Genomic DNA, 17226 nt, shown 5'->3' with positions numbered 1-17226 from the left:
GGTTGGCTTATTTCGCCAGCGTGGCGAAGCGGGCGAATACGCTGTCAAAAATCGCCAGCCCTTTCGCAATCTGCTCGGCGCTGATGGTACAGGGCGGTACCACGTGAATGCGGTTTTCCACCACAAAGGCCAGCAGACCGGCTTCGGTTAAGGCCCCTTTAATCGCCGCCATATCCGCCGCGGTTAGCGGTGTTTTAGCTTCGCGGTCGCTGACCAGCTCCAGCGCCTGGAACAGCCCGCGGCCGCGGACATGACCAATGATCGCATGTTTTTCCGCCAGTGCCTCCAGCCCCGGACGCAGGACGTGATTCCCCACCTGCGCCGCGTTTTCGACGATGTTTTCCTCTTTCATGGCGTCGATCGTCGCCACAATCGCCGCCATCGCCAGCGGATGGCCGGAGTAGGTCAGGCCACCGGCAAAGAAATGGTCGTCAAAATAGCGGGCAATCGGGTCGCTAATCAGCACGCCGCCCGCAGGCACATACCCGGCGTTAACCCCTTTGGCAAAGGTCACCAGATCCGGCACCACGCCATCTTGCTCGAAGGCAAACCAGCTGCCGGTACGGCCAAACCCGGCCATCACCTCATCGAGGATCAGCACAATACCAAACTCGTCGGCCAGCGCCCGTACGCCCTGCATATAGCCATCAGGCGGCACCAGAATGCCAGCGGTTCCGGGAATTGACTCCAGCAAAATGGCGGCAATAGCGCCAGGGCCTTCGCACTCAATGATTCTGCGCAGATGCGCCAGCGCGCGCTGACACTCCTCCTCTTCCGTCACGGCATTAAATTCGCTGCGATAGAGGTAGGGGTTGAAAAAGTGAACGTGGCCGCGCGAGTACTCGTTCGGCACCCGGCGCCAGTCGCCGGTGGCGGCAATCGCGCTGCCGGTATTGCCGTGGTATGAACGATAGGCCGACAGCACTTTATCGCGTCCGGTATAGAGCCGCGCCATGCGGATAGCATTCTCGTTGGCGTCGGCTCCGGCATTGGTAAAGAACACTTTGCTGAAGCCTTCCGGCGCCAGCTCGACGATGCGTTTCGCCGCTTCGCCGCGGGCGAGGTTGGCGGTCGCCGGCGCAATTGTCACCAGCTCCTCCAGCTGCGCTTTCATCGCCGCCAGTACGCGCGGGTGCTGATAGCCGATATTGACGTTAACCAGCTGACTGCTGAAATCAAGGTAGGTTTTGCCTTCATAATCCCACAGTTCACAGCCCCTGGCCCCGGCAATCACCAGCGGGTTGATGTTGCCCTGTACCGACCACGAATGGAAAACATAAGCGCGATCCAGTTGGCGAACGTCATCGTTGCTTACCGTTACATCGTTCTGTATTGCCAGCTTCATACCCTGCCCTCTGATGTCATTGTTGTTGGCTCCATCATTGGTCGCCCGACGGAAAAAGGGATAGAGCCAGTCGCTCGAAAAGGTTGTGACACCGTGTCACAACGCCACCTGACAACTGGCCCTGTGTCGCCGCTCGCGGCGTTTTTATAGTGAGGGCAACAATGCGCACAGGAGAGTGAAATGACCACCAACAACGTAGTGTTTATTACCGGGGCCACCTCCGGTTTTGGGGAGGCAGCGGCACAGGTGTTTGCCGAAGCGGGCTGGTCGCTGGTGCTGAGCGGCCGCCGCCTGGCGCGCCTGCAAAAACTGTATGACCGGCTGAGCCTGCTGGTGCCGGTACATATTATCGAGCTGGACGTGCGTGACAGCGAGGCCGTTGCCGCCGCGGTGGCAGAGCTGCCCGCCGCCTTTGCCGATATCAAAACGCTGATTAACAACGCCGGGCTGGCGCTGGCGCCGCAGCCGGCGCAGAAGGTCGACCTGCAGGACTGGAAAACGATGATCGATACCAACGTTACCGGCCTGGTTAACGTCACCCACGCGCTGCTGCCAACGCTCATTCAGCATGGCGCCGGCGCCAGTATCATCAATGTCGGCTCCATTGCCGGTCAGTGGCCCTATCCGGGCAGCCACGTCTACGGCGCCAGCAAAGCGTTTGTGAAGCAGTTCAGCTACAACCTGCGCTGCGATTTACTCGGTACCGGGGTGCGGGTGACCGATCTGGCGCCGGGCATTGCCGAGACCGAATTCACTCTCGTGCGCACTAAAGGCGACCAGGCGGCATCCGATAATCTGTATCGCGGCACCACCCCGCTGAGCGCGCAGGATATCGCCGGGCAGATGTTCTACATCGCCACCTTACCGGATCATATGAATATCAACCGCGTAGAAGTGATGCCGGTGCGCCAGGCCTGGCAGCCATTCGCTATTGACCGGGATTGATTGTAGACCCGCCCGATTGATCTCCCCCCTCCCCGGTGGCGCTGCGCTTACCGGGGCTACCTGTTTCCGGCCGCCTGCGGCCAGAGAAAAGCGCTGACAGCAACTTAAGTCATTCTGCAACAACAAGACTTCCCGCGATGCTCCGGTATCCGCTGAAATCAGCGAACCGGAGCTCGGCAGGCAGGGGCTGGACGCCAGGGATGGGAGGAGTAGCATCGCGTTGAGCGTCGGGAGGCGAGCGCAGCGCCGATTTCTTTGCCGTACCGTGGGGATGGTGAAGCAGGAGAGGGTTTCTCCCCCTTTATCCGTTCACGTGCCACGATGAAACAGTTCTGTGAATGGATGGTGAACGGAACCAAATACCTTGCTGCCGGAACACCTCCCCGGATAGCGGCGCGATGCGCCTTATCCAGACTTCCCGACCACACAATCCTGTAGCCCCGGTAAGCGCAGCGCCACCGGGGGAGTTTCCCGGATAGCGGCGCGATGCGCCTTATCCAGACTCCCTGACCGCACAACCCCGTAGCCCCGGTAAGCGCAGCGCCACCGGGGAGAGCGGCCGCAGGCGATCGGGCCCCTCGTATTAGCGGCGGCTCTGCAAAAACTGGCGTACGCGTTCAGAATCCGGGTTGGTGAAAAATTTCTCCGGCGGCGCTTTCTCAATCAACAGCCCTTTTTCGAGAAACACCACTTCATCCGATACCTGGCGGGCAAAATCCATCTCATGAGTCACCACCACCATGGTGTAGCCCTCCGCCGCCAGCGCCTTCATCACTCCCAACACTTCGTTGACCAGTTCGGGATCCAGCGCCGATGTCGGCTCGTCAAACAGAATCACTTCCGGCGACATCGCCAGCGAACGGGCAATGGCCACCCGCTGCTTCTGCCCGCCGGAGAGGGTAATCGGCCAGGCGTCGGCCTTGTGCGCCATCCCGACCTTTTCCAGCTGCTGTATGGCGATTGCAGACGCTTCATCGCGCTTCATTCCTTTGACGTGGAGCAGCGCTTCGCTGACGTTCTGCTGCACGGTCAGGTGCGGCCACAGGTTAAAGCTCTGGAACACCATCCCCACCCGCTCACGAATCTTCGACAGCTGGCGATGGGACATGGCTTTGCCATTCTGTTCATCGATCCCCAGCCGCTGGCCGCCGATATGAATCTCCCCGCGGTCCGGCTGTTCCAGCCAGTTCATACAGCGCAGCAGCGTCGACTTACCGGAACCTGACGACCCCAAAATGCTGACCACCGATCCCTTTTCGACGGTCAGGTTGATATCGCGCAGCACTTCAATATTATCAAACTGCTTAGAGACGTTTTTAATGCTTACTGCAGTGGTATCAGGCATGACTCATTCCTCTTCTGGCTCCGAGGGCGCTCAGTCGCTTAATCAGCAACTCCAGCAAAATGCTGATCGCCCAGTAGAGTGCAATCGCGACGATAAAAGCGTTAAACGGGATGAACCAGGTCGCCTGCACGCTGTTGGCCGCGGCGGTAATTTCCTGAACGGTGATAATGCTGAGAAAAGCGGTATCCTTCAGGCAAATAATCAGCTGGTTGCCGAGCAGCGGCAGCGCCGATGAGACGATATTCGGCAAAATAATCCGCCGGTATATCTGGTAACGTGAAAAGCCCTGCGCCACCGCGGCCTCAATATATCCGGCGGAGAAGACCCGACGCTGGCTGCGCAGGATTTCAAAGAAATAGGCGCCGTGGTAGATCATCAGCGCCACCAGGCCGGCACTCCAGGCGTCCATACTGATCCCCACTTCCGGCAGGCCGTAATAGAGCAGATAGGCGAGGATTAAGAACGGAATCGCGCGCATCAGGCTGACAAAACCGATAATCACCCGGTTAAGCCAGCGCTTTTGATATTCGGTCAAATAGCACAGCACAATGCCAATGGCTAACCCCACAACGGCGGCCAGAATGAATAGCTCAAGAGTGGCGATCAGGCCGGCAATAAAGCTGTCGCGCGCTGACCAGATAATGGCCCACTGATTCATAGATCCTCCGGTTGTTATCGTGCCAGGCGTTTCGCTTTACGTTCCGCCAGTCCCTGCAGCTTCAGCAGCATGCCGATTATCACGACATAAAGCAGACCCGCCGCAAGAATCGGCGACAGGGGCTCATAGGTGACGGATGAGATGCGGTTGGTCACGCGGGTCAAATCGACCACGCCGATCACCGCAATCGCCGGGCTGCCTTTAATCAGGAAAGACATTTCGTTCACCAGCGCCGGCAGGCTTTCGATCCACATTTGCGGCAGCATGATGTAGCGAAAATAGGTCCAGCGGCGCATCCCCACGGATTCTGCCGCCTCACGCTGTTCACGCGGGAAGGTACGGAACGCATTGCGCCAGATTTCGGCGTTAAAAGCCGAGGTGTTGAGGGTCAGCGCCACGATTGCCGCCACGTTTTTATCCAGATTAATCCCCACCGTCGGCAGCGAGAGAAACAGAAACAGCACCAGCGTCACCAGCGGCGTGGCGCGCGCCAGGCTGATATAGACCACCAGCAGCTGGTCAATAATCGGCAGACGCAGCATCCGCACCAGCGCGATCAGCAGACCAATCACCACCCCAAAGGCGATAGCGATGGCCGAAATCCAGAGGGTCGTCCATGCGCCTTCAATCAATAACTGCCAGGAAATTACATCCATATGGCCCTCCTGTGGATTAAAAACGCGGCGGTGACCCGCCGCAAAATGTTACAAACCAGCCAGTTTATGGAACTGTTCCGGGCTGGTAATCGCTTCCGTCGGGAGGTTATCGTAGGTTTCGCCAAACCATTTTTTCTGCAGCTCTGCAAGCTTGCCGGTTTCGCGCATATGGTTGATAAATTTGGTCATGTAGGCCAAAAGCTGCGGTGAGTTTTTCGGAATCGGCCAGGCCATATAGCCCGGGCCGGACACCGCCAGTCCTTTGGCGAAGACCTTCGGTTTGGCTTTCGCCAGGTCGTTGACGGAAATCACCACGTTAATCACGTAATCGAGGCGCTTATTGGCAAGGTCGGCGTAGGCTTCCGGATAGGAGGGATACTCCACCACCGGCCCGAGCTTGCCGCCGGTTTTTTCCAGCATCGCTTTCAGTTCAGGCAGTCGCGCCAGCAGCGCGCTGCCCGCCTGCAGCCCCACTTTTTTGCCGCTCAAATCGGCGATGGTGTTGAGAGAGTTATCGCCAGCGCGCTTGACAAAATAGTGCTGCGCCGAGGCCCACGGCGGCGTGAAGTCAAAGACCTTAAGTCGATCGTCGGTAATCACCGCGCCGGTTAACGCCATATCGTACTGACCGGTGGAGACCGCCGCTAACAGGCCGGTCCACGGCAGGATGCTCTGGTCGACGTGGAATTTCGCATACTTGCGTAGCTCCTCCAGCATATCTTTGTTAAAGCCATCGGCCTGGCCGTTGCTCATAAAGTTAAACGGCGCGTAATCATCTTCGGTCGCGACTTTCAGGGTGCCGGATTTTTCAATTTCCGGGAGATCTGCTGCCGCTGCGTGATAAGAAAAAGCCAGTGCCATAACGGCGCCCAGACACATTGAACCCAACGATTTGTTCATCAATCCACCCCTAATTAATTCGCCAGACGTGTTCATTCCCGAACATGAAAAGGTTTTGCAAAACTTGTGCCGACGGAAGTTCCGTTCCGCGACTGATGAATGCGTTTTTACTGTAGGGAGCGTTTTTGTTTTCCGGATAGAGCCAGTTTCGTTGCGTCCGTGTGTCAGACTTTTTCAGGGTGGTATGGAATTTGCTGCAGGGTAGACAGAGTATTCACGTAAGGAGCCCCGCATGATCCGTCACCTTTTGCACGTCGAGTTCGACCAACGTCGCGGTTTACAGGAGCAGGTGCGGGAGACGTTGGTTAACGCCATTCTGAGCGGTATTTTTTCCGCCGACACGCCGCTGCCCTCCTGCCGTCAGCTGGCCAGCCAGCTGCGGGTATCGCGCAATACTACGGCGCTGGTTTTTGAGAGTCTGGTCAGCGAAGGGTATCTCATCAGCCGTCCGCGCAGCGGATACTATCTGCATCCCGACTATCAGCATTCCGCCGCGACGGTTGCCGTGCAGGATGCACCGGATGACGAGCGCGCTGCACCACGCTGGGGCGCGCGACTGCAAATCACTCCCAGCCAGCAGGAGTCGATTCTTAAACCCGCCGGCTGGATGAATTATCGCTATCCGTTTATCTATGGCCAGCCGGATACCCGCCAGTTTCCGCTGACCACCTGGCGTTCGGCGGCCAACTGGCTGCACGGCGGCGTGCGCGATCCGGCCTGGGTCGTCGATCACATCGACCAGGACGTCCCGATGCTGATTGAGCAGATCCGCACCCGGGTGCTGCCCAAGCGCGGCATCGTCGCCGCAGCGGATGAGATCCTGATTACGCTCGGCTCGCAGAACGCGCTCTACCTGCTCACCCGCCTGCTGATGTCGTCCACAACCCGGATCGGCGTCGAGAATCCCTGCTTCCGCGAGGCGATTAATACCTTCCTGCTGGCGGACGCCAACATCGTGCCGCACCCGGTGGACGAAGAAGGGATCGTGCTCGACGATGCTCCCTGCGATTACTACTACGTCACCCCCGGCCACCAGGTGCCGACGGGGGTGGCGATGAGCCAGGCGCGGCGCGGCCAGCTGCTGGAACATGCGGCCCGCCACGATGCGGTGATCGTTGAAGATGATTACGACTCGGAAAGTAATTTTATGCTGAACCCGCTACCGGCACTGAAAGCCAGCGACCGTAGCGGGCGGGTGATTTACGTCAGCAGCCTGTCGAAGGCGCTGTCTCCCGGCCTGCGGCTGGGATTTATGGTGGCCGACCCGGACCTGATTGATGAAGCCCGCGCGCTGCGGCGGCTGATTTACCGCCACCCGCCCACCAATATTCAGTATCAGATGGCCCATTTTCTCGCCCAGGGGCACTATGAAACCCACCTGCGCCGCTACCACTTTGACTCCGCCCAGCGCTGGGAGCGGCTGAATAATGCGCTGCACCGCTACCTGCCGGAGTGCCGGATTATTCCCGGGAGTGAACATGCCAATGCCTTCTGGCTGGCGACACCGAAACAGATCAATACCCAGCAGCTGACCTGGCGAGCCGCCCATGCCGGGGTGCTGATTGAACCCGGCGCGCGCCATTTTCTCAACGCCAACCCGCCGGAAAATTTTTTCCGCATGGGCTTTCACGCTATCAATCCCGATGCGATTGCGCCCGGCGTCGAGGTACTGTGCCACCAGCTGGCGCAGCTGGGGTAAACGAAGTCTGTCGTCGCCCCCCGCGCATCCTGCATTCCGTAGCCCGGATAAGGTGCGCGCGCCGTCATCCGGAGAAATCCCCCGGTGGCGCTGCGCTTACCGGGGCTACAGGGGCGTGCGGTCGGATTGCCCGGCTAAGCGTCGCGCCAGCCGGGGAGATCCCGGGCGGCGGGTTACGCCACCTGCGCGTACTGCAGCATGACCTGCAGCAGCACGTTTGCGCCGGCGGTAACGTGCCCGGGAGAGGCGTACTCGATTTCGTTATGGCTAATCCCGTCTTTGCAGGGAATAAAGATCATCCCCGTCGGCGCCAGATAGCTCATATATACCGCATCATGCCCGGCACCGGAGACGATCTCCCGCGCCGGATAGCCAAGTCGCGCCGCCGCATCGGCAATGGCCTGCTGGCAATCCGGATGGAACGGCGCCGCCGGGTAATGGCTGACTTCCTGTAACGTCACCGCCAGGCCGCTCTCCTGCTGCACGCGGGTGATAAAAGCCCGCAGCTGGCGGTCCATCTCATCGACCGCCGCGTCGCTGATATTGCGCATATCGATGGAGAAGGTGACCTCGCCCGGCACCACGTTGCGGCTGTTGGGATAGACCTGCACCATCCCGACGGTACCGCGCCCCTCTTCGCTACGCCCGGCAATCGCCACCACCTCCTGCATAATCCGGGTCGCTACCTGCAAGGCATCCTGACGTAGGCGCATCGGCGTTGGCCCGGCATGAGATGCCTGCCCCGTCACCACGCAATCGTACCAGCGGATCCCCAGCACCCCCTGCACCACGCCGATGATTTTCTCTTCATCTTCCAGGATCGGTCCCTGCTCGATATGGGCTTCAAAGTAGGCGCCGATCGGATGATCGCCGGGAGTCTGGCTGCCGACATAACCGATACGCGCCAGCTCCTCGCCCACCGTTTTTCCCTGCGCATCCTGCGCGGCATAGATTGTTTCCAGCGGGAATACTCCGGCAAAGACCCCAGACCCCATCATGACCGGCACAAAACGCGAGCCTTCTTCATTGGTCCAGAACACCACTTCAATCGGCGCTTCGGTTTCAATATCGAGGTCGTTCAGCGTACGCACCACCTCCAGCGCCGCCAGCACCCCGTAGTTACCGTCAAATTTCCCGCCGGTAGGCTGAGTATCAATATGGCTTCCGGAGACAATCGGCGGCAGCAGCGGGTTGCGCCCTTCCCGGCGCATAAACACGTTACCGATTTTATCAACCGTGACGCTCATCCCCGCCTCTTGCGCCCAGCCGATGACTACATCCCGTCCCTGTCGGTCGAGATCGGTGAGCGTCAGGCGACAGCAGCCGCCCTTCGGCGTCGCGCCGATTTCCGCCAGCGCCATCAATGAATCCCATAACCGTTCCCCGTTAATACGCCACCCCGTCGCCCCGGCAACCGGGGTAAAAAGAACCTCACTGCTCATCTTTGTCTCCTTGCGCAAATGCAACGGCCAGCTCCACCAGCAGACGATCGCTGCCGCGCGGCCCTAAAAAAGAGATGCCCAGCGGCAGACCGCCGGCCTGAGCCACCGGCAGCGTCACCTGCGGACGTCGGGTCATCACCGAAATCAACAATAAATCGTGGGAAAGACGCCGGGTGGTCTCAATCTCCTCAGCCTGCGCCGTCAGCAGCGGCGCACCGTCGGGCACGGTGGGCAGAACCAGTATCGCGTCGCCCAACAGCGCATCCCACCAACGGGTAAAGTGCTCCCGCCGCTGGCAGGCGGCCTCATACTGCGCCGGGGTCACCGCTTTTCCCCATAAGAAGCGTTCGCGTACATCCGGCCCCAGCTGCAGGCCATAGCGTTCTATCGTCTCCCCCTGCGCCTGCCAGGCCTCAAATCCCTGAATCTGCCGAAAGGCGAGGTAGATCTCATCGATGTCCGGCAGCGACGCATTCAGCGGCGTGAAGGTGCCAAAAACGCGCTCAAGCCGCTGCCGGACGGGCAACAATGCCTGCTGGCTACGCAGCGGCAGGCGGGAAAAAAGAGCGTCATGGCACGCCAGCGCCACGCCGGCAATCGCCGGAGGCTTCGCGTCCAGCAGGCAGTCAGCGACCGCCCGAAAGACCTCCGGCGTTTGGGCGAAGAAACCGCAGGTGTCCATCGTGGCGCACAGCGGCTGGCAGCCGTCGAGCGAAATGCGCCCGTGCGTGGGGCGCAGGCCAAACAAGCCGCAGTAGCTTGCCGGGGTACGCACCGACCCGCCGGTATCGGTGCCCAGCGCAAAATCGCACACGCCGTTCGACACCGCCGACGCCGACCCGGATGACGAACCGCCGGGTATATGGTTCGGCGCAGCGCCGTTGCGCGGCGTCCCGTAATGCACATTGTGGCCGCTCATCGAGTAGGCCAGCTCGCTGGTGTGGGTTTTACCGATAAAACGTGCGCCGTTATCCAGCAGGCGCTGCACCACCGGCGCCGTGCGGCGTTTAATGCCGGAGAGCGCCAGTAAATGTGGGTTACCGCCGCCGGTGGGATAGCCCGCAACATCAAACAGATCTTTGACGGCAAAGGTCATCCCGCTGAGCGGCCCGCTCAGCGCGTGGGGTACCGGCTGCGGCGGGTAAGGCATAAATGCGTGATTATCATCCTGCATGCGTATCACCTCTTTTACTCGGTCGACCGTTCAGGCATACAGCGCCGGTTTTTCGACGCCCGACGTCAGTTCTCGCCAGCGATGGCAACTCACCACATGACGCTGTCCCACCTGTTCGGTCACGGGTTGAGTTTGCCTACAAACGGGTCTCGCATGCGGGCAACGGTCGGCGAACGCGCAGCCCGGCGGCAGGCGGGAAAGATCCGGCGGCGAACCGGGAATGCAATGCAGCGCGTCGCCTTTTTTCAACCCGTCTTTGGGACGGCTACCCAGCAGCACCTGGGTATAGGGATGGCGAGGACGGGACAAAATATCCGTCATCGACGCCTCTTCAACGATCCGTCCGGCGTACATCACCGCCACCCGGTCGGCTATCTCCACCGCGGCGCCAATATCATGAGTCACAAAGATAATCGCCAGCTCGCGCTGCTTTTGCTGCTCGCGCAACAGGATCAGAATCTGGATCTGCACCGTGGCGTCCAGCGCGGTGGTCGGCTCATCCGCCAGCAGCAGCTGCGGATTGCACGACAGCGCCAGAGCAATCATCGCCCGCTGGCGCATACCGCCGGACATTTCGTGCGGGTAGGCATCCAGCCGTCGTTCCGGACTGGGGATCCGCACCTGACGCAGCGCCTCCAGAGCCCGCTCCCTCGCCGCCTGACGCGACAGCCCTTCATGGCGACGCAGCCCTTCAACGATCTGCTGACCGACGGTATACACCGGATCAAACGCCAGCAGCGGCTCCTGAAAAATCATCGCGCAGCGGGCGCCGCGATAGGCCCGCAGCCGGGAAGCGCTCATCTTCAGTACCTCCTCATCGCCGACGCGCAGCGTCCCCGAGAGCACGCTGCTTGTAGGCGGATGCAGGCGCATCAGCGCCCTCAACGTGACGCTTTTACCGGACCCCGACTCACCGATCAACGCCATCACTTCGCCTTTATGGACATCAAAAGAGACACCGTTAACCGCATTCACCGTCTGGCCATCGCGGCGAAATTCCACCCGCAGATCGCGAATATGGACAAAAGCCTCATGCGACATGACTCACCTCCTGAATGGCGATGTTCTGATGCCAGGGCGACGACGGCTGGGCCATCAGGCAGGCACTTTGATGCCCCTCGCCGACGCTTTCGAGCTTCGGTTTCACCTCGGCGCACACCGCTCTGGCGTGCGGGCAGCGGGTATGAAACCGACAGCCCGAAGGCGGTGATATCGGGCTCGGCGGATCGCCGTTCAGCGGCGAGGTCAGGGTGCGGTTTTGCGGGTCCATCGACGGCATCGAGCTGAGCAATGCGCGGGTATAAGGATGAGCGGAGCGGGTAAACAGCTGTTCCGCCGGCCCAATTTCCACTACCTCGCCGAGATACATCACCAGAATGCGATCCGATAGCCAGCGCACCACGTGCAGATCGTGGCTGATAAACACATAGGTCAGCTCAAGGGTACGTTTTAGCTCCTGCAACAGCTGCAGAACCTGCGCCTCTACCGATTTATCCAGCGCCGACACCGCCTCATCGAGGATAACCAGCCGCGGCTTCATTGCCAGGGCGCGGGCGATGTTGACTCGCTGACGCTGGCCGCCGGAGAGCGCATGCGGATAGCGGTGGGCAAAACGTTCGGGTTCGAGGCCTACGTGGGCCAGCAGATAGCGGGCATATTCGCTGGCTTCTTTGGCGCTCACACCGTGTACGCGCTGGCCGAAGGCGATACTCTCCTCCATCGTCATACGCGGATTGAGCGAAGCATAGCTATCCTGAAACACCATCTGTACCTGACGACGATACTCTTTCATCGGCAGGCGCGAGGACCCCACCGTCAGGCCATCAAAGATCAGCTCGCCGCTGTCCTGATTAAGCAGCTGCATCAGCAGGCGTGCCGTCGTCGATTTGCCGCAGCCGGACTCCCCTACCACGCCCAGCGTTTCACCTTTCATCACCGTAAAGCTGACGTTATCCACCGCCTGCACCACTTCACGGCTTTTTGCGCCACCGGCACGAAAATACTTCAACAGCTGATTGACCTTCAGCAGCGGCTGAGCCGGGCCGCCAAGGTCGATATTGATAAAAGGTTGCATCGTTACTCCTTAATCGCCATCGCCGTGCGCAGGCGGTCGGCGAGGATGTTGAACGAAATGGAGGTGATAAAAATCATCAGTCCCGGCAGGGCCGCCACCCACGGCTGGGTGTAGATGGCCGTGCGCAGGGTATTGAGCATCAATCCCCATTCCGGCTCCGGCGGCCGCACGCCCAGGCCAAGAAAAGAGAGGCCGGAGGCGAGGATCATGCATACCGAAATCAGGCCGGTGGAGAAGACAAAAATCGGGCCCAGCACGTTGCCGAGGACCTGGACGCGAATAATGGTAAAGGCGCTGGCCCCGGTAGCGCGGGCGGCCTCGATATAGTCCATATGGCGGACCTGGGCGGTAACGCTTTCCGCAATCCGCGCCACCTGCGGCACGAACACCAGCGTCAACGACAGCAGCGCATTGCCAATGCCCGCCCCCAGCGCGCCGGAGAGCGCAATCGCCAGTAGCACCGAAGGGAAAGCGTAAAACACGTCGACGGTACGCATAATCAGGGTATTGGTTTTACCGCCCGCATAGCCGGCGATAATGCCGATGGCGCCGCCGATGAAAAAGGCGAACACCACCGGAACAATGCCCATAAACAGCGACAGCCGGGCGCCGAGAATCAGGCGCGACAGCATATCGCGGCCCAGTTCATCAGAACCCAGAACAAAACCGTCGCTGCCGATAGGTTTAAGGCGTAAAAACATCGAAGTCTGATAAGGGTCTTTCACTATCAGCCACGGGCCAAACAGCGCCAGCGCCAGCAGCAGCAAAATGAGGGTGCCGACGATCAGGCCGCCGGGATCGCGCAGCAGGCGGCGAAACACGCCGCGCCAGTAGCCCTGCCGGACAGCCACAACCGGAGAAGCCGGCGCCATTTTTGTCGTCGCGGTATCCACCATAGTCAGCTCCTCTTAATTCGCGGATCGAGGGTGGTTTGCAGGATATCCACCAGCAGATTGAGCAGCACAAAGAACAGCGCCAGCACCCAGATAGTTCCCTGCAGCAACGGCAGGTCGCGCTGGAAAATCGCCGTATTCAGCAGCAGGCCGGTCCCCGGCCAGGAGAAGACCGTTTCAACGAGAATCGATCCGCCCATCAAATACCCCACCTGCAGCCCCATCACCGCCAGCGCGGTCGGCGCGGCGTTTTTCACTACGTGGAGGAAGATGCGCGATTCGTTCAGCCCGCGGGCGCGCAGGCCGACGATAAACTCCTGGCTAAGAATATCCGCCACCTGCGAACGCACGGTGCGGGCGATAATCCCGGTCGGGATCACCGACAGCGTAATCGCCGGCAGCAGCATGAACTGCAGATGCTCCCGGTCCCACTGCCAGCCAATCTCGCCAATCGGTCCGCCGCCGGTGGCCGGCAGCAGGGAAAACTTGACGCTAAAGACGATGACCAGCAGCATTCCCAGCCAGTAATGCGGCACGCTGACGCCGAAAACCGACAGCAGTGACGCCAGGCGGTCAACGATGCTGTTACGAAAGTAGCCGGCGACAAAACCAAACAGACTACCCAGCACAAAGCCGATAATGGTTGCCAGCAGCGCCAGACGCAGCGAATAGCTGACCGCCGTCAGCACTTCGCCAAGTACCGGTCGGCCCGTCGCCACCGACATGCCTAAGTCGCCATGCAGCGCCCGCCATAGCCAGTGCACGAACTGCAGCGGCAGCGGTTTATCAAAGCCATAGGCCTGCATTAATGTCTGGCGCAGCGCCTCGGAGGCATCCGGCGGCATCACCGAAACCAGCGGGTCACCCGGGGCAATCTGCACCAGCATAAAACAGATCAGCGCCACGCCGAGCATCGTCGGAATGGCCAGCAGAATGCGGTATAGCAGCGTATTGATCATCTGTTCCCCCTGTGCGGTTACTCTTTCTTACTCACCAGGCTGAGATCGATAAACCAGCTTTGTGGCTGGACCACCCCGGTCACCGCAGGTGAAATCGCGCGCGGCCCAACGTCATGGGCGACAAACAGGAACGGCACCTGGTCGACCAGCGCCGCATGCAGTTCACCGGCCGCTTTGTCCATCTCCGCCGGGGTAAAGGCGTGTTTTACCGCCGTCGCCAGTCTTTCCGTCTCCGGCGTTGCGAAATAGCCCCAGTTGGTGGCGACCGGTGGGAAGGCTTTGGCGGTCGAGAAACGGATCAGGCCGAAGTAGGGATCGTTCACCGCCGCGCTGACATTGATCGCATCGATCCCCTTCGCCGACGGATCTTTCGCCCCCAGCCGCCAGTTGGTAAACAGGGTGTTCCATTCCGTCACTTTGATATCGACATTGAAGAAGCAGCTTTTCAGGCTCTGCTGGATGTATTCATTCATCGGCAGCGGCTGCATCTGCCCGGAGCCGGAAGCGGAAGTCGCCACCGTGACGTGCAGCGGTTTCGCGGCGCTAAATCCGGCCTCGGTCATCAACTTGCGGGCGCCGTCCGGGTCGTATTTGATCTGGAAAGTGGGTTGGCCGTGCCACGGACTGTCGGCTTCATAGACGCCGGTCGCTTCGGTCATGTAGCCGCCGAGATAGCTTTTGAGTTCGGCGCGGTTAAGGCACAGGTTGGCGGCTTTGCGCACGCGAATATCTTTCCACGGCGAGCCTTCTGCAAAGGAGAACTGCCACGGCCACAGGTGCGGCTGAGTGTTGGCGTAGATTTTAAAACCCTGAGCTTTAATCTGATCGACCGAATCCGGCGCCGGGGCTTCAATCCAGTCCACCTGTTTTGACAGCAGCGCGGCGGTACGGGCATTGGCCTCCGGCAGCGGGATCAGCACCACTTTATCGACCCGTGGAATACGCTCTTTATTCCAGTAATCCGGGTTTTTATCGAGAATCAGCTGCTGGCGCGGAACCAGTTTTTCCATTTTAAAGGGACCGCTGCCCACCGCCTGAGCGGCAAACGCCGTCCACGCCTGCTTGCTGCGGGCCGCCGCATCGCCGATGCTGGCCGCTACCGCGTCATACTGCTTCTGCCAGGCCGTCGGCGAGACAATAAACAGGTTGGTGATGTTGTACGGCAGCAGCGCATCTGGCTCGGAGGTGGTCAGCGCAACCGTATATCGATCGATTTTTTCCGCCCCGCTGAGCGTCGGCATACGGGACAGCGTATTGCCAATCTGCCCCGGCGCATATTGCGGCGCGGTTTTGTTCAACACCTTATCGACGTTCCAGACGATGGCGTCGGCGTTCACCTCGCTGCCATCATGAAACTTCACCCCGGGACGCAGGGTAAAAATCCAGCGACGTTGATTCTGCGGGTCAACGTGCCACTCCGTCGCCAGGCCCGGAACCAGGCCGCTGGGCTTTTCGCCCTGTGAAAGATCCCACTCGACCAGCGCATCGTATAGCGGGATACCGGTGAAGCGGTTGCCTTCATATCCTTGATCGGGCTGCCCAAGCGTCAGGGGGATATCGGCGGCGGTCATGGCGATCCGCAGCGTGGAGGCACTGGACGGCAGGGAGGCAAAGAGCGCCAGCGCGCCGCTCACAGCAACGGCGAGATGACGTTTGCGCAAAAGTACGGTGTTATTTAGCATCACATTGTCCCTGTTAAATAAAAGTCGTTATTTAACAGGCAAGATGCATACCAGTTTATCAGGGCGAAAAATAAGTGTGAAAGCGCTTATAAAATAAGAGCAACCTATTATATCCGAATGATTTTAATTGAAAAAATAAACAACCCTTATCTTTACGCACCATCTGAGTGAAATAAGTTGCACAATTGCACCAGCCCGTTTATTGCCGCACGGGCAAAGCCGGAATAATCACTTAACATCACTTTTATAAAATAAATTCATCATTTCCGCGCAGCGATCTGCCCGCGGCGAACCCATCTATACTTCGTTTATCGCGCTAATCAGGGAGTCACCATGCCGCTACCCGACTTTCACCGCTCCGCCCCCTTCACCCTCGGGATTGAACTGGAGCTTCAGGTGGTCAATCCGCCAGGATACGACCTGAGCCAGGACTCCTCGCGGCTCATCGACGACGTGAAAAGCGGCCTGAGCGTCGGGGAGGCTAAACATGACATCACCGAAAGCATGCTGGAAATCGCCACCGGGATTTGTCGCGATATCCACCAGGCCGCGACGCAGCTGGGCACCATCCAGCAGGCGGTTTTACGCGCTGCCGCCCGCCACCATCTGCAAATCTGCGGCGGCGGCACCCACCCTTTCCAGACCTGGCAGCGCCAGCAAATCAGCGATAATCCGCGCTATCTGAAAACCGTGGAGCACTTCGGCTATCTGGCGCAGCAGGCCACGATATTCGGCCAGCACGTCCATGTTGGCTGCCAGAACGGCGATGATGCGCTTTATCTTTTACATGGCCTGTCGCGCTTCGTTCCGCATTGTATTGCGCTGAATGCGGCCTCGCCGTGGCTCGACGGCGCCGACAGCGGTTTTGCCTGTTCGCGTCTGAATCTGTTCGCCGCCTATCCTGACAACGGGCCGATGCCGTGGGTCAACAGCTGGCAGGAGTTTACCCGCTTATTCCGGCGCCTCAGCTATACCAGCATGATCGACAGTATGAAGGATCTGCACTGGGATATTCGCCCCAGCCCCCGTTTTGGCACCGTCGAAGTACGGGTGATGGATACCCCGCTCACTCTCGCGCAGGCGATCAATGTCGCCGGATTCATCCAGACCCTCGCCTGTTGGCTGCTGACGGAGAGGCCGTTTAAACATCATCCCGATGACTACCTGCTGTATCCGTTTAACCGCTACCAGGCCTGTCGCTACGGTCTGGAGGGCATCACTACCGATGTTCACAGCGGCGAACAGCGCCAGCTTCGCGAGGAGATTTTACAGCTGATCCCTCGTCTCATGCCCTACGCCGAGCGCCTCAATGCCGCCAGCGCTCTTGCAGCGATCGGGCGCCAGCTGCAGCAGGAGACGAGCGAAGCCCGGCAGATGCGCGAGTTTGTCGCCGCCGGCGGCTCGCTGATCGGTCTGGTGCAAAAGCACTGCGAAATCTGGGCGGCATAGTCCGG

The 17226-nt window shown here is 59.7% G+C and carries 15 protein-coding genes; 3 read left to right on the top strand and 12 right to left on the bottom strand.

The genetic code is table 11. The annotated features are described in order from the left end of the window. Positions 1 to 7: 7 nt before the first annotated feature. Positions 8 to 1345, bottom strand: a complete 1338-nt coding sequence (locus ROR01S_RS15880; RefSeq protein WP_064359672.1) for an aspartate aminotransferase family protein — start codon at positions 1343 to 1345, stop codon at positions 8 to 10. A gap of 180 nt (positions 1346 to 1525) precedes the next feature. Between ROR01S_RS15880 and ROR01S_RS15875 the strand changes: the two genes are divergently transcribed. Further along, positions 1526 to 2290, top strand: coding sequence for an SDR family NAD(P)-dependent oxidoreductase (locus tag ROR01S_RS15875; RefSeq protein WP_004859254.1), 765 nt, complete (start codon positions 1526 to 1528; stop codon positions 2288 to 2290). Between the two features lie 583 nt (positions 2291 to 2873). Here ROR01S_RS15875 and ROR01S_RS15870 read toward each other — a convergent pair. Genes ROR01S_RS15870 through ROR01S_RS15855 form a run of 4 tightly spaced genes read right to left on the bottom strand, consistent with a single transcriptional unit; the run spans position 2874 to position 5849 of the window. Continuing rightward, entirely contained in the window at positions 2874 to 3635 is a 762-nt protein-coding gene (locus tag ROR01S_RS15870) for an amino acid ABC transporter ATP-binding protein (RefSeq protein ID WP_004859252.1), read from the bottom strand. Further along, positions 3628 to 4293 carry an amino acid ABC transporter permease gene (locus ROR01S_RS15865; RefSeq protein WP_004859249.1) on the bottom strand — a complete coding sequence of 222 codons (666 nt, stop codon included), beginning with the start codon at positions 4291 to 4293 and terminating at the stop codon, positions 3628 to 3630. Before ROR01S_RS15865 ends, ROR01S_RS15870 begins: the two co-directional genes overlap by 8 nt. Positions 4294 to 4307: 14 nt before the next feature. After that, positions 4308 to 4949 (bottom strand): amino acid ABC transporter permease, encoded by a 642-nt coding sequence (locus tag ROR01S_RS15860; protein ID WP_015584941.1) that lies wholly within the window; start codon positions 4947 to 4949, stop codon positions 4308 to 4310. 48 nt (positions 4950 to 4997) lie between these two features. Continuing rightward, on the bottom strand, positions 4998 to 5849 hold the full coding sequence (locus ROR01S_RS15855) for a transporter substrate-binding domain-containing protein (RefSeq protein WP_004859243.1): 852 nt from the start codon (positions 5847 to 5849) through the stop codon (positions 4998 to 5000). A 232-nt stretch (positions 5850 to 6081) separates the two neighbouring features. Between ROR01S_RS15855 and pdxR the strand changes: the two genes are divergently transcribed. Beyond that, positions 6082 to 7548: a MocR-like pyridoxine biosynthesis transcription factor PdxR gene (gene pdxR / locus ROR01S_RS15850; RefSeq protein ID WP_064359671.1), complete on the top strand. Its 1467-nt coding sequence runs from the start codon at positions 6082 to 6084 to the stop codon at positions 7546 to 7548. A gap of 173 nt (positions 7549 to 7721) precedes the next feature. Here the strand turns inward: pdxR and ROR01S_RS15845 are convergent, their stop codons facing one another. Genes ROR01S_RS15845 through ROR01S_RS15815 form a run of 7 tightly spaced genes read right to left on the bottom strand, consistent with a single transcriptional unit; the run spans position 7722 to position 15772 of the window. Continuing rightward, complete coding sequence (locus ROR01S_RS15845; RefSeq protein WP_004859237.1) at positions 7722 to 8990, bottom strand: Zn-dependent hydrolase; 1269 nt, start codon at positions 8988 to 8990, stop codon at positions 7722 to 7724. Then, positions 8980 to 10164: an amidase gene (locus tag ROR01S_RS15840; RefSeq protein WP_015584944.1), complete on the bottom strand. Its 1185-nt coding sequence runs from the start codon at positions 10162 to 10164 to the stop codon at positions 8980 to 8982. Before ROR01S_RS15840 ends, ROR01S_RS15845 begins: the two co-directional genes overlap by 11 nt. Before the next feature lie 30 nt (positions 10165 to 10194). Then, positions 10195 to 11205, bottom strand: coding sequence for an ABC transporter ATP-binding protein (locus ROR01S_RS15835; RefSeq protein WP_032716838.1), 1011 nt, complete (start codon positions 11203 to 11205; stop codon positions 10195 to 10197). Continuing rightward, positions 11195 to 12238 (bottom strand): ABC transporter ATP-binding protein, encoded by a 1044-nt coding sequence (locus ROR01S_RS15830; protein ID WP_004859228.1) that lies wholly within the window; start codon positions 12236 to 12238, stop codon positions 11195 to 11197. The genes ROR01S_RS15835 and ROR01S_RS15830 overlap by 11 nt, the downstream gene beginning before the upstream one ends. Before the next feature lie 2 nt (positions 12239 to 12240). Next, the gene (locus ROR01S_RS15825; protein ID WP_004859224.1) at positions 12241 to 13134 is read right to left on the bottom strand and encodes an ABC transporter permease; all 894 of its coding nucleotides are present in this window, start codon (positions 13132 to 13134) and stop codon (positions 12241 to 12243) included. A 2-nt stretch (positions 13135 to 13136) separates the two neighbouring features. Then, on the bottom strand, positions 13137 to 14090 hold the full coding sequence (locus ROR01S_RS15820; RefSeq protein ID WP_004859222.1) for an ABC transporter permease: 954 nt from the start codon (positions 14088 to 14090) through the stop codon (positions 13137 to 13139). A 17-nt stretch (positions 14091 to 14107) separates the two neighbouring features. After that, the gene (locus ROR01S_RS15815) at positions 14108 to 15772 is read right to left on the bottom strand and encodes an ABC transporter substrate-binding protein (RefSeq protein WP_064359670.1); all 1665 of its coding nucleotides are present in this window, start codon (positions 15770 to 15772) and stop codon (positions 14108 to 14110) included. 333 nt (positions 15773 to 16105) lie between these two features. Between ROR01S_RS15815 and ROR01S_RS15810 the strand changes: the two genes are divergently transcribed. Continuing rightward, the gene (locus ROR01S_RS15810) at positions 16106 to 17221 is read left to right on the top strand and encodes a YbdK family carboxylate-amine ligase (protein WP_004859217.1); all 1116 of its coding nucleotides are present in this window, start codon (positions 16106 to 16108) and stop codon (positions 17219 to 17221) included. Positions 17222 to 17226: the final 5 nt, after the last annotated feature.

The sequence above is a fragment of the Klebsiella ornithinolytica NBRC 105727 = ATCC 31898 genome (genome assembly GCF_001598295.1).
Taxonomy (GTDB): domain Bacteria; phylum Pseudomonadota; class Gammaproteobacteria; order Enterobacterales; family Enterobacteriaceae; genus Klebsiella; species Klebsiella ornithinolytica.
Note: the sequence above shows the minus strand (reverse complement) of the source record. Positions and strands in the feature narration are given on the sequence as shown.